The following is an 11,744-nucleotide window of genomic DNA, read 5'->3' as shown; positions in this document are numbered from 1 at the left end:
TCCCCGTCACACATTTGTCCCGTGACTTCAGCGGGGCTGCCTACTGGCCAACCAGGTAACGGTCTTTCGGAGGGGCCGGCTGAGCCTACGCAGCGGCAATGCCTTTGTAGCCGATGAGCCACAAAATAGACCAGTCCTCCAATTTTTGTAGCCTAAGGGACACTAGCCCGCTTTGCTGACTCGTAGCCCTTGATCTGTTATGTGGTGCACCACATAATCAGTTCAATGAGCATTACACAATGCGGGTGCTCGCAAGGCTCGACGTCGCTCGAGTGGCAAAAACAACCATGTCTGACGACGGGCGTGTGCTGGTCGTCGACCGCTTCGATGTCGATGAAAATGGCATGCCTGCATACGGCGTCGAGGACGCATGCAGTCTCCTCGGTCTCCCACCGCATGAGAAGTATCGGCCCTCGACTGAGCAGGTGCTGAACGCAACGAAGCCCTACATCAGCGGCGCGAACTGGAGACAGCAGGCCGAACATTTTGGCTGGCTGATACTGACCAACTACGTTGTTCGCAACGCGGACTGCCACTCGAAGAACGTTGCTCTTCTCTACTCGAACATCGACGACGTCGTGTACACACCCGTGTACGACATCGTGACCACCCAGGCTTACCCTCGCTTTGCCGGCAATCCACCCGGGCTTAGCGTCGACGGGCGCAAGACCTGGGCGCCGGGCAAAACGCTGGAGCGATTCTTCAACACGCGGCTGGGCATCCCGCCGCGGCGCTATCGCGAAATGGTCGAGGTACTCTGCGATTCGGCCGTGTCGACAGGGAAAGAGGTTATCGAAGCCGCGAAGAACGAATCTCGATGGCACTGGATAGCGAAGCAGATGCTGCACGCGTGGAACGAGGGCATGGCGACGGTGCGAAGCGCCAGGCTACAAGCAGAGCTCAAGGGCCTCACGCCCATTCTTGAGGCGGCCGGATTCTCGGATTCAGACAAGCCGGGGAGCACGAGAGACGTGATTGCACGTTCCGAGCTTCTCGCTCCTGCGAGAAAGAGCTGACCCCTGCAGGTCCGGGTTCTGCACCCCACCTACCGACCAACGATTGTAGTGGCCAGGCACCTAGCTCACGACCGGGTTGACGACCTCCCGCGCCTGGCCCGTGATGCTGCTCTTTGCGTTCTGGAAGGCCAGCTAGCTGCCGAGCACATGCTCGCAATACGCGAACGTCGCATAGAGGTTCGGCAAGACGCCGAGACCCGACTTGAGCTTGTCGAAGATGGACTGATTGGCGGGCGAGACGGTTTCGCGGGTGGGCACGTTGAACGTGCTCCTTAAGCTTTCTCCTGATGGCAAGGGTGACTTGTCGACGGTGCGACGTTGACCGAAGTGGCATCGTTTTGTCTTGGGTCGGCGGCGCCGCGGTGGAGGTGAAAATCAGCGATTCCTGGCGGGTATGCCGGACTGGCCGAACACCCATGCCCTGGAGGAATGACTGCTATCGCCACCACCTGTCTTCTTGCCCGATGCGGTTGCGGCGAGCATGGCGTCACCCCATTCCTCCAGGCAAGGGCCCAAATGAAGCTGTTCAGTCAAATCCGCGTCGGATCGCTCGCTCTCAAGCATCGCGTCGTGCCCCCGCCGCTCACCCGCATGCGAACGGAGCCCGGCAACGTGCCCGGCGATCTGATGGTCGAGTACTACACCCAGCGGGTGTCCGAAGGCGGTCTGCTCATTACGGACGCAACGGCGGTCACGCCACGTGGCATCGCCTATGTGGACGCGCCGGGCATGTGGACGCGCGAGCAGGTTGCCGGCTGGAAACCCTCGAAATACGCAGGTGTGCCTACCACGAGCCGCGGGCTGCGGCCGATGCGCCGCGCGGTCATGCCGGAATCGTCGAGGCTGCCCATGCGCAGGGACACATCCATGCCCTCCTCCAGCAGATCGATGTTGCGGTCGTCCAGCACGATATCGATCTCGAGTTGCGGATGCTGGTCGAGAAAGCGCTTGAGCGCCGGCATGACGTGCAGGCGCGCGCACGTCGGCGCCGCCGAAACGCGCAGCCGCCCGGACACGCTCTCCGAAGACTCCTTCGCGGCGTTTTCCGCCTCGTCCGCCTCCTCGATGGCGAGCCGCGCGTGCTCGTAGAAGCGCTGGCCGGCATCGGTCGTATTGAGGCCACGCGTCGAGCGCAGCAGCAAGCGCGTGCCCAGCCGTTCCTCGAGTTGCGCGACCGACTTGGAGACGGCGGGTTGCCCCACGTTCAGGCGCCTCGCCGCGACAGAAAAGGAGCCAGACTCAACGACGGCAATGAAGGTCTCCATGGCTGTCATACGATCCATCGCTAATCCTCTTTTGGCATGATTCGAATCGAGGCCTTGCAAGCCATGCGACCAGGAAGAACACCATGACTAGCTCGAGCTGCTCGCGGACATAGCGCCTGTCATCGGGAGACGCGCCACCAAAGCCACCCGCTGCCGGTGCAAATGCGTGGCTCATGACCGAAGCGGGCCGGCTACGGCGGAGGCGCCTGGGGCGACAGTCGGCCACAAACAGTCAGTCGACGAATCGACATCGATCGTTGACAATGAGACTTGTTCGGCAGCTCACGCCGTGGCCGAATTAACATAAGAGCGAACGAATCTCCTCAGTCATAGTCCTGCGTAAAACATGTTGAATCACGTTTCCGTGAAGATTATTCGCGTCGTCTTCATCTTGTGTGCGAGCCTCGCCGCAACGTACTCGCTGGCTGCAGTGGACTGCGCGAAACTCGGCAAGGCCACCGGTGGCCCTGACGACAATTTCAGGCCGCCGGTTATGGCAACGGTAACCGGTATTGGACGCGCCTATTTCCATTCTGCGCCCGAGTCAGAGTGCATAACCAAGCGTCTGTTCATCATTCCGGGCGACAACGTGACGGTCTACAAGCCATACAAGAGCTGGTACCAGGTCATGTATGTCAACCGCAAAACTGGCGAGGATTTCGAGGGCTGGATCGAGGATCGTCGCCTGCGGCTCGGAGGTCCGGTGGGCGGCGACGGCGATCAATGATCGAGTCCCCAAATCTGGCGATTCGCATGAGTCGAGATACGGCCAGTTCCTGCCGTTCACGCGCATCCCCTCGCAGACACTAGAGCGTCGTCTATTCACTCGAAAGCGGCATCAGTTCAAGTATCAGGCGCCCGACACCTCTCTCACGCCGTTGATACTGAGGCCAAGTTTGCAGGACCCAGGTCGAAGACTGGCGTCCAGCCTTGTGTCGCCTGCCAATGTGCGAATCGTCATCACACTCGTTGCCTTGCTGATGCGTATCAGGCGACCTGCGATTCCCGCGCGAAGCAGCCCGTCCCCGTAGCCCTAAGCCCCTTACCCTCGCGTACAAGGAAAAGTGCATCCAATCCTTTTCGGCGAGCGAACTGTACCCCGCGTTCATCCCCTAACACCATAAGCGCAGTTGCATACGCGTCGGCGTTCATGCACGTAGCCGCGAGCACAGTCACTGAGGCAACCCCGTTACTCAGAGGCGCACCTGTGCGCGGGTCCATCGTGTGTGATATTCGCATGCCCTGGTATTCACTCCAGTGCCGGTAGTCGCCCGAAGTCGCAATCGCAACGTCGGTAATTTCAATCACGGCGAACGCGTCCCTGCAGTCGTACTCCGGCCGTTCGATTGCGAGTGTCCACGAAGCCCCCAACGGCTTCGTTCCCTTCGCGCGCATCTCACCGTCGATTCCGACGAGCCACGAACGAATGCCGCTGCGATCCATGACGCGGCCCAGTTCGTCAACGCCAAATCCCTTGGCAATGCCGCACAGGTCGAGCGCCAGCGGCGCGCGCTTGCGTGCGCGACTTCGTGCGATATCGATCTCGAGCATTTCGCCGACTGGCATACGCGTCCTTCGTGACGACAGGTCCGACATGTCCGGCTGACCAGTGCCTTGTGGACCGAACCCCCATTGGTCGACCAGGTCACCCACGCCGACGTTGAACGCGTTCCCGGTCTCACAGCCGATCTCGGCTGCACGAGCAAGCACGGTTGCGAGGTTGCCGGGTATCGGCACCCACACGTCGACCGGCGCGTTGTTCAGGCGGGTCAGGTCCGAGTTCGCCTTCCAGTTTGACATCTCCTGGTCGACTCCCTGTACCGCCATTTCGAGTTCGGCGGCAAGCGGCGAGGGATCAAGGTCTCGCTCTGCGTAACATTGCGCATTGTAGCGAGTCCCCATTGTTTCGCCGTTGAATGTATAGCGGCGAAGATCACCTTGTCCCTTTTTCTCAATAGACATCTTCGACATAACTTCCCCTCAATTTCAGGTCAGCCACCGTCTTGCCCGACCCGGTTAGAATCCTCTCCCATACTGCTGCGACGCTTCGTGCCATGTCCCTGCTCCCGCACACCATGATTCGTGCTCCATGCGCGACGAGCGCACGAAGCATCACGGCATCCCGAAGGAGTCGATCCTGCACGTACGTTTTCTCCACCGGACTCGACAAGGCGGTCGTGAGCGTGGTCAGCCGGCGCGTGCCCACGAGGCTACGTAACTCCTCGTCGTAAAGGAACGAATCACCGGACCGCCGGGCGCCGAAGTACAGGTGCATCGGGCGCCTCGTCTCGTTCCGCCGGATGAATCCCACAAACGGGCCGATGCCAGTACCGGCACCAACGAGGATGAGCGGGACAGCATTTGGAGTCGGTCTGAAACCGGGATTGGTGCGGATGAATGCGTTGACTGGGTCACCTTGTTTCAGACTCGTCAGGTACCCCGAACACAACCCGTTTGGATGCCTGCGCACACAGATCTCGACAAAGCCGTCCTGCGAGTCACTCGCCAACGAATAGAATCTCGGCACAATGCTCCCCGGCGGCACAATGCCGAGCAGATCTCCGGCCTCGAACGTCGGAAGTGAGGTGCCCATCAGTCTTTGCCATACCGAATCCGCCTTCGGCATGGGAACAAAGCGCAATACGGAGGTCAACGTCTCGGACCCGGCCCCATAATCTTTGCGCTCGATCAGTTGAAGCGCGATGGTCCGAGGCAACGATGGCTGGTATTGAACCTCGATCTCGGCGTCCAGCGCGGCGCCCAATTTGCCGGCCCATTCCCGGAACGCACTTTCTGACTGACGATCCACCATCCCGATATCCATTAGCGGACTCATCTTTCTTTCGCACAGCGCCTCATGGACCTTCTGCGCAAAGCCGCAGAAGTTCGGGAACTGGCGGTCGCCAAAACCGAGAACGGCAAACTGCATTTGCGGGGGGACGTTCATCCGGGCCAGTTTCTTAAGGAAGTGCGTCGCGTTCGATGGCGCGTCTCCGTCGCCGTAGGTCGAGGTTAGAATAATCAGCCGCTTCGCCGCGCCGTGGCGCGATGAAAGATCGTTCATCGAAGCGACATGCGCCCTGAAATTCACCCGGGTCAGCGCTTGATGAATGGCCGCCGCGAACCCCCAGGTAGCGTTCGACTCGCTGCCCACAAGGATGACCGTATCCGCCCGCCGCACGCTCACATTGCAGGTGAACCTGGGCATCGCGCGACGGCGGCGAGCCCACAGCCAGATTCCGCTCATGGCGAGTGCCGGAATCGAAGCGCTCGTTACGCCAAGCAACAGCGCCAGCCACCAGATCCCTTCACCTGTGTGCAACATCAGCACGGTTTCATGGACACGCTGCCATGCATCGGAGTCCTGCCAGGCGAGCCACGTTCCGGTGGCCGGATCGATATATCCGGTACCCTTCGAAGTGGTTAGCGCATAGACATCGTGTGGGTTTTGAGGGGCTGGGAAGGCGAGTTCACGCAAGGCTGTCGCGTCCACCGCCCTGAGTGCGGCCAGCCCGGCCACGGGAAGCGGTGCATGTACGCCCACATAATCCGGATAGGCAAGCTCCGCCGTGTGCCTATCGGGAACGATCCCGAAGGTCGTCAGGGACATGATCAGTCCCGTGGTCGCTGAAAGCGCCAGTCCAATGAGAGCGACGCGCGCGATTTCGTTATGTACGCGTTGAAGACCGCTCCCCCGGATTCGCCCCGCCAGATGGCGCCATCCTCCCATGCGCCGGGCAAGAAGCACGAGGCCCGACGCGCCCAGCAGCAACATGAAGCCTGCCGCAATGCCTGCCGCAATGCGGCCTGCGTCGCCAAGCAGCAATTTTCGATGCAGGTTCGTGACCCAGCGTATGGTGGGCGACGGCGTATAGGGCCCGACGCCCGCGCCAGTCGACGGATCGATTCGGGAAGCTCGTAACTCGCCACCGGATTCATAATGGGCGATGATTTCGCCCGATGGCCTGCGCACGATCTTGTCTAGCGAAGGGTACTGCGCGTTCACCCGTGCGGCGAGCGTGGCGACGTCCAGCGTCCCCGGGGCGAGCGCGGGTGTCCGCGCAAGCTCGACCGCAGGGTTGATCGACAGCACTGTGCCCGAAAGCGCCATGATCGTAAGCACGATCGCCGCAATTAATCCGGGCACTGAATGAAGCTTGCGAAGCATTTCGATTCTCAGAAGGTATAACGGAACGATTTCACATAGCCGCGGCCTTTGACCGGCTTCCCAACCCCGGACGTCGCGAGGGGAACGACGACCTCGGACGGGTTCTCGTTCATCTTTTCCACCGCCGTGTCGATGTGGATTTCATATCCGGCGTCGACAAGCGCGTCGGCAATGTCCAGCGTTGCCCGCATCGTTCTGCCGGCGCCCACGCTGGCTCCCGTCACGCCGTCGAGCGTGGCCCGCCCGCCCGACATTCGATACCAGTCCCGAAGGTGCCTGTAGTATTTGGCGTTGTCCCCGGCCATCCACAACGTTCCCTGATAGCGCCCGGCCCGGTCGGTTACATACATGACGACGTACGCGCCGTCTCCGCCGTAGCTGCTCAATTGCGTCTCGAACGTGACCGGGCGCGCCGAGGCCGTCAACGGAATCGCGAGTACGCCGGCGATAGCTGCAAGAGGTAGTGCAAACTTGATGCTCATGACCTGACCTTTCGATAGTGAGAATACTGGCTCCAAAACTGGAACACCTTGGGCAACCGCATCACGCCGCTACTGAATCTGAACCTGTGGTCGTGTTCCAGGTGTCAGAATCCCTCCCGGAGGCGCAGCGGTGCTTGCGGGATTGCCGTGCGCACTGTTCGGCGTCCCTGGCTTTGCGTCGCCTGCATCGCCTGCATCGCCGGCGTGACGACCTTCGTGCTCGCCACGCCCCTCATGGGATCGATCGTCGCCATCGGTCTTCATCCGGACGATGGCGAGTGTGGCGGGGTTCAGCTTTGCCTTGAAGCGTCGGCCCTGACGGTCCGTGCCGCGGACTTCGTAGCAGCCGTCATCGGCCTTGATCCTGGTGACGTTCCAGCCCCGCGCGCTGGCAAAGGCATCGAGCTCCTTGAGCGGCTTCCAGTCGGAGAGCGGCACATTGCAGGCATCTTCGGCCGCCGCCATACCGGCACTCCCTGCGCAGACTGTGACAAGGGATATGACTGCAAGGCTGTTGAGAAGTGAGCGGCGCATCATGCGGGTCTCCGGTGTATCGTGACAGTCGATACGATGCAACCGGAACCTGAAGCGAACCTTGCGATCGCAAGGAATTTTCTTCATTCTGGCGTAAGCTTGACGAGGCAGACTTAGGATCAACTCCACCAGGAAGAAAGCATGAGAGTGCTGCTTGTCGAAGACGACAATCTGCTCGGAGAGGCGGTCAATGAGCAAATCACGCATGATGGACACTCCACCGACCATGTGACGACGCTCCGTGACGCCCGACGCTATGTTGATTCCGCGAACTACGATCTGATTCTGCTGGACCTGCTGCTGCCGGACGGCAAAGGGATCGACTTTCTGCGCGAATTGCGCGTGGGTGGTTCGTCTGTTCCAGTCATCATCCTCACCGCGCTTGACCAGGTTGCGGACCGTATTGCTGGATTGAATGCCGGCGCGGACGATTACCTGGTCAAACCGTTCGACCTTTCTGAGCTGTCCGCGCGCGTGCATGCGGTGGCGCGACGATATGCGGGTAATCCCAATCCGCTGGTGACGTTGGGCGATCTCGAGCTGGATCTGGCTGCACACAGTATCGCCCGAGCCGGCCGTCACGTTGCTCTCACTGCCAGCGAATGGGCATTGCTCGAGGCATTGGTTCGGCATCCTAATGCGATTCTTTCCAGGGCACAACTTGAGGAGCGTCTTTATTCGTTTAGCGACGAGATCGGCAGCAACACGATCGAGGTGCATATGAGCCGATTGCGCAAGAAGCTTGGAGGCGACCTCATCGAGACGGTGCGCGGGCTCGGATACAAGCTAAGGCCATCCTCGTGATCCTCCACAGCCTTCAGGCGCGCCTGGCCGCGATGCTGGCCATTGGCCTCGCCGTGCTTTCCCTCATCGCCGCAACAGCGGCGTTTCGGGTGTTGCGTGAAGAGATCGATCGGATGTCTGATAGTGCGTTGCAGGAGACCGCACAGCGCATCGTGCCGCTTGCGGTGAAGGATATCCTCGACCGTGAGCAACAGAACTCTACCGAGCGCATCGCGGGCGTGCGACCGCACGGCGAATTGCTGACGTATATCGTTCGCGATCAGAAAGGCGCGACCCTACTCCAGTCTCACGATGCGAACCCGGCCATCTTTCCGCCCGCGCTGAAACCCGGATTTACGTCCACCCGTACGCATCGGCTTTACACGGAGACGGTACTTCAGGGAACGGTGTCGCTCACCATTGCCGAGGCGTTAGAGGCCCGCCACCGCGCCGGGATCGAAGCCGCACTTGCTGTCGTGAAGCCGCTCCTGCTTGTTGTTCCGCTGGGCGTTATCGGCGCGTGGCTCGTGGTCCGTTCTGGACTGCGCCCCATACGCCTGTTTTGCGATGGCATAGCCGCAAGAGGACGCGACGACCTTAGTCCGCTGGGCAAGGCGGGGATGGTTGCCGAAATTGAGCCCATTGCCGACTCGGTCAATGATTTGATGCAGCGACTGGACCGGGCTCTGACCGCCGAACGCAGTTTCACTGCGAATAGCGCGCATGAACTTCGTACGCCCATTGCCGCGGCCCTTGCTCAAACACAGCGCCTGATATCCGAAACAAGAGGGACATCGATCGAAACGCGCGCGCAGAACGTCGAGGCGGCGTTGCACACACTCGCACGCCTGAGCGAAAAGCTCATGCAGCTGGCCCGGGCAGAGGGCGGCAGCATTCTTTCAGAGGCAACGCAGGACTTGCGGCCAATTCTTCAGATGGTGGTCGAAGACATCGGGCGCGCCGAGCGCTCCAGCGAGCTTCGCCTGACGTTGCCAGAACAGGCCGTGCACTCGCGCATCGACCCGGATGCGTTCGCGATACTCGCGCGCAATCTCATCGAGAATGCGATCAGGCACGGTACGACGGCGGAGGCGATCCGTATCGCGCTTTCCAGCGAAGGCCGCTTGAGCGTCACAAATCACGGCCCCATCGTGGCCACCGACAAACTTTCTCGTTTGATCCAGCCATTCGAGCGCGGTGTGACAACAGCCAGGGGTAGCGGCCTCGGGCTGGCAATCGCGAATGCAATCGCTCAGGCGGCAGGGGCGCGTCTAACCCTGCACTCGCCCCCTCCTGGAATGACGGATGGTTTTGAGGCGCTTGTCGAAAACTTGAGAGACAGCGAATCCCATCACGGCCCGTCCACGTGAACAGCAGCACGAACGTTGGGCGCGTATGCGACCTGCGTGGTGCTTTCATCAAAAAGCGCAACGAGGAGCCGGGACACCTGGGCGATGAAGGAATTGTCTTCGGCTGCTTTGTTCTTTGTCCACGCGCAGAATCGTCGGACGAGGGCGCTCATGGGTCATGAGGTATCGTCACCGCCCGCATCCGGGCAAAGAGGCGAAGCGGTATCAGGTCGAAGACCTATCCGATATCGATCGATGTTTATTCACTACTGCCGCTCTGCCCGCTGATCGCCCTTCACCGCGACTTGTGGTGCGGTAGCGCGCATAGAGATCACGCTATACGCGGGCCCTGACATGCTCCGGTTTCGGTATTCCGATTTCGCGGACAAAACCCATTCGCGGGCATCATCTTCGCTGTATGCGAGATGCACGAGCGCATGGCCATCCGTGACGCCCCACACCTCGAACGCCGCGCGCTCGTCGGGCTGCGCTGCATTGCGTTTGCACGTCGGGTCCAGCACATTGCACGACGTTTCCAACGAATAGCCGCACGCGCACGTATCGCCCGGTGCTCCCGACCCGCGAGAGAGTCGAGAACCACCGTAGCGATGGGCCGGCGCTCGTCTTTGTGGCAAGCATCGGCCCCCTGCGTTCATTGCGGCACCTGCGCAACGGGTTGCGCCGTAGCGGGCTGCGCCGGCATCGGGCCGCTTGCCGGCTGCGGCACGCTCATCTGCTCCGCCTGTACGACCCAGCCGCCGCCCATCGCCATATAGAGGTTGACGAGATTCGTCAGCGTCGCGGCCCGGGTCTGTGTCTGCTGCAGTTCCGCGTTGAACAGATTGCGTTCGGCATCGAGCACCTCCAGATAGCTCGTATAGCCGCCCTCGTAGCGCAGCCGCGCAAGCCGCAGATACCTGCGCAGCGATTCGACCTGCTGGCTCTGAATCTCAAACTGCTCGCGTGACTTTTGCACGGAGATCAGCGCGTCGTCGACCTGCTGGAACGCAACCTTGATCGCATTTTCGTAGGCGAACAGCGCCTCCTGCTGACGCGCGTCGGCCTGCCGGTTCTGGCCGTAAATGTTGCCGCCCGTAAACAGCGGCATCGCCGCCGAGCCGGCAAACGACCATACCCGCGCAGGTCCCGTGAAGAGACTCGAGAACTGCGTACTCACTGATCCGAACAGCCCCGTGAGCGAGATTTGCGGGAAATACAGTGCGCGCGCCGCGCCAATCAGCGCATTTTGCGCGACCAGGTTCTGCTCGGCCTGCAGCAGGTCCGGCCGGCGTTCGAGCAGGTCCGAAGGCATGCCCTGAGGCACGGCAGGCGTCGAGAGATCCACCAGTGCGCGGCCGCGCAGGATCGGCTCCGGATTGCTGCCGAGCAGCACCGAGAGCGCGTCTTCCTGCTGCGCGATCTGTTGTTCGAATTGCGGGATGGTCGCCTTCGTCGCCGCATAGTCGGACTGGCTCTGGGCAAGCTCCATATCCGAGGTCTGTCCGAACTGCTGGCGCAGCGTGAACACATGCACGGAATCGGCCCGGCTCACGGTTGTGCTCTGCGCGATTTCGAGTTGCGCGTCGAGGCTGCGCAGCGTGATATAGGACGTCGCCACCGATGCGACGAGCGTCAGGATCGTCGCGCGGCGGCTCTGTTCGGCGGCGTTCACGTTGGCCCGCGCCGCCTCGGTTTCGCGCCGTACCTGGCCAAACAGGTCGATGGTCCAGAATGCCGACAAGCTCGCCTGGAACTCGTTGAAGACCGGCGAGACGCCGGCCGGTATCGGCGTCGGCCCGTTCTGCGACGCGCGCTCGCGCGCCGCGCTGAAACCGGCGCTCGCCTGCGGGAACAGCGCCGAGCGCGTGCTCACGAACTGGCCCATGAACTCGTCGACACGCGCGGCCGCCTGCTTCACATTGAGGTTGTTCTCGAGCGCGGTCTTCACCAGATCGTTCAGCACCGGGTCGTCGAACTGCTCCCACCACGCGGTATTGGCAACGTCCGCGGCGTCCGGGTACGCGAACCGGTACGTTGCCGGCACGGCCACTTTCGGCCGCTCGTAGTTGGGGCCAAGCAGGCAGCCGTTCAGCAACCCGATGAGCAGGACCGGCGCGGCGACACGCGCGAAGGCTGCGGCGCGCATG

Annotated in this window: 9 protein-coding genes and 3 pseudogenes; 5 read left to right on the top strand and 7 right to left on the bottom strand. The window is 61.4% G+C overall.

Annotation, left to right across the window (positions count from 1 at the left end; genetic code table 11):
* Window positions 1–209 precede the first annotated feature (209 nt).
* Window positions 210–1,016, top strand: a pseudogene (locus tag BHE01S_RS03140) (HipA domain-containing protein); the annotation flags it as partial.
* 132 nt (window positions 1,017–1,148) lie between these two features.
* Here the strand turns inward: BHE01S_RS03140 and BHE01S_RS39485 are convergent.
* Window positions 1,149–1,274: a hypothetical protein gene (locus BHE01S_RS39485; RefSeq protein ID WP_281177736.1), complete on the bottom strand. Its 126-nt coding sequence runs from the start codon at window positions 1,272–1,274 to the stop codon at window positions 1,149–1,151.
* 171 nt (window positions 1,275–1,445) lie between these two features.
* Between BHE01S_RS39485 and BHE01S_RS36435 the strand changes: the two are divergent.
* A pseudogene (locus BHE01S_RS36435) lies at window positions 1,446–1,721 on the top strand (oxidoreductase); the annotation flags it as partial.
* 62 nt (window positions 1,722–1,783) lie between these two features.
* Here the strand turns inward: BHE01S_RS36435 and BHE01S_RS03130 are convergent.
* Window positions 1,784–2,299, bottom strand: a pseudogene (locus BHE01S_RS03130) (LysR family transcriptional regulator); the annotation flags it as partial.
* Between the two features lie 328 nt (window positions 2,300–2,627).
* On the opposite strand from BHE01S_RS03130, the gene BHE01S_RS03125 reads away from it, so the two are divergent.
* A complete protein-coding gene (locus tag BHE01S_RS03125; protein ID WP_042260454.1) occupies window positions 2,628–3,008 on the top strand; it encodes a hypothetical protein in 381 nt (126 codons plus the stop codon).
* A gap of 260 nt (window positions 3,009–3,268) precedes the next feature.
* On the opposite strand, the gene BHE01S_RS03120 is transcribed toward BHE01S_RS03125, so the two are convergent.
* The 4 genes from BHE01S_RS03120 to BHE01S_RS03105 all read right to left on the bottom strand — a co-directional run bounded on the left by BHE01S_RS03120 (window position 3,269) and on the right by BHE01S_RS03105 (window position 7,672).
* On the bottom strand, window positions 3,269–4,252 hold the full coding sequence (locus BHE01S_RS03120) for an FAD:protein FMN transferase (protein ID WP_042260453.1): 984 nt from the start codon (window positions 4,250–4,252) through the stop codon (window positions 3,269–3,271).
* Entirely contained in the window at window positions 4,233–6,449 is a 2,217-nt protein-coding gene (locus BHE01S_RS03115; protein WP_042260452.1) for a PepSY domain-containing protein, read from the bottom strand. Before BHE01S_RS03115 ends, BHE01S_RS03120 begins: the two co-directional genes overlap by 20 nt.
* An 8-nt stretch (window positions 6,450–6,457) precedes the next feature.
* Complete coding sequence (locus BHE01S_RS03110; RefSeq protein WP_084068542.1) at window positions 6,458–6,925, bottom strand: DUF2271 domain-containing protein; 468 nt, start codon at window positions 6,923–6,925, stop codon at window positions 6,458–6,460.
* A gap of 75 nt (window positions 6,926–7,000) precedes the next feature.
* Window positions 7,001–7,672, bottom strand: coding sequence for a PepSY domain-containing protein (locus tag BHE01S_RS03105; RefSeq protein ID WP_245639624.1), 672 nt, complete (start codon window positions 7,670–7,672; stop codon window positions 7,001–7,003).
* On the opposite strand from BHE01S_RS03105, the gene BHE01S_RS03100 reads away from it, so the two are divergent.
* A complete protein-coding gene (locus BHE01S_RS03100; RefSeq protein WP_042260450.1) occupies window positions 7,607–8,269 on the top strand; it encodes a response regulator in 663 nt (220 codons plus the stop codon). The two genes, BHE01S_RS03105 and BHE01S_RS03100, sit on opposite strands and share 66 nt — an antisense overlap.
* Window positions 8,269–9,618, top strand: a complete 1,350-nt coding sequence (locus tag BHE01S_RS03095) for an ATP-binding protein (protein WP_042260745.1) — start codon at window positions 8,269–8,271, stop codon at window positions 9,616–9,618. The genes BHE01S_RS03100 and BHE01S_RS03095 overlap by 1 nt, the downstream gene beginning before the upstream one ends.
* Window positions 9,619–10,249: 631 nt before the next feature.
* Here the strand turns inward: BHE01S_RS03095 and BHE01S_RS03085 are convergent.
* The gene (locus tag BHE01S_RS03085) at window positions 10,250–11,743 is read right to left on the bottom strand and encodes an efflux transporter outer membrane subunit (protein WP_042260447.1); all 1,494 of its coding nucleotides are present in this window, start codon (window positions 11,741–11,743) and stop codon (window positions 10,250–10,252) included.
* Between the last annotated feature and the right edge of the window lies 1 nt (window position 11,744).

Source organism: Paraburkholderia heleia NBRC 101817 (assembly GCF_000739775.1).
In the GTDB taxonomy this organism is placed as follows: Bacteria; Pseudomonadota; Gammaproteobacteria; order Burkholderiales; family Burkholderiaceae; genus Paraburkholderia; species Paraburkholderia heleia.
This window is presented reverse-complemented; position numbering and strand designations above follow the sequence as displayed.

Coding starts and splice junctions, on each gene's coding strand:
- BHE01S_RS03125 (WP_042260454.1), top strand. CDS start 2,628: ATGTTGAATCACGTTTCCGTGAAGATTATTCGCGTCGTCTTCATCTTG.
- BHE01S_RS03120 (WP_042260453.1), bottom strand. CDS start 4,252: ATGTCGAAGATGTCTATTGAGAAAAAGGGACAAGGTGATCTTCGCCGC.
- BHE01S_RS03115 (WP_042260452.1), bottom strand. CDS start 6,449: ATGCTTCGCAAGCTTCATTCAGTGCCCGGATTAATTGCGGCGATCGTG.
- BHE01S_RS03100 (WP_042260450.1), top strand. CDS start 7,607: ATGAGAGTGCTGCTTGTCGAAGACGACAATCTGCTCGGAGAGGCGGTC.
- BHE01S_RS03105 (WP_245639624.1), bottom strand. CDS start 7,672: ATGCGTGATTTGCTCATTGACCGCCTCTCCGAGCAGATTGTCGTCTTC.
- BHE01S_RS03085 (WP_042260447.1), bottom strand. CDS start 11,743: ATGCGCGCCGCAGCCTTCGCGCGTGTCGCCGCGCCGGTCCTGCTCATC.